This is a genomic window from Micromonospora sp. C51 (genome assembly GCF_018070435.1).
Taxonomy (GTDB): domain Bacteria; phylum Actinomycetota; class Actinomycetes; order Mycobacteriales; family Micromonosporaceae; genus Micromonospora; species Micromonospora sediminimaris.
In genome coordinates, this window is the sequence record NZ_JAGPXQ010000101.1 from 1 (window position 1) to 420 (window position 420).

Here is a 420-nt window from a genome sequence, read left to right on the forward strand (position 1 = left end):
CAGCTTGACTGGTGCGACGTTGCCGGCTGGTGGGAGTTGCACGTTCTCGGTGGATGTCACCGGTACGACCAGTGGCACGAAGGTCAACACGAGCAGTCCGGTGGACTCGAACGAGAGCGGCCCGGGTGCCGTCGCGTCGGCGAGCGTCACGGTTGCCGTCGCCACACCACCGACGATCTCCAAAGCCTTCGGGGCCACGACCATCGCCGCCGACGAGACGACATCGCTGAGCTTCACCCTCAGCAACCCCAACCCGAGTACGCCGCTGACCGGGGTCGGTTTTTCTGACGCGCTACCCGCCGGGCTGGTGGTGGCCACGCCGAATGGTCTGACTGGTTCGTGCGGTGGTGGCACGATCGCTGCGACGGCCGGTGGTGGCAGCATCAGCTTGACTGGTGCGACGTTGCCGGCTGGTGGGAG

At 66.7% G+C, this 420-nt stretch carries 1 protein-coding gene; it reads right to left on the minus strand.

Annotated elements, in window-relative coordinates:
- The coding region (locus tag KBX50_RS32540; protein WP_210941669.1) for a hypothetical protein at positions 1-237 on the minus strand (237 nt) is incomplete at its 3' end.
- Between the last annotated feature and the right edge of the window lie 183 nt (positions 238-420).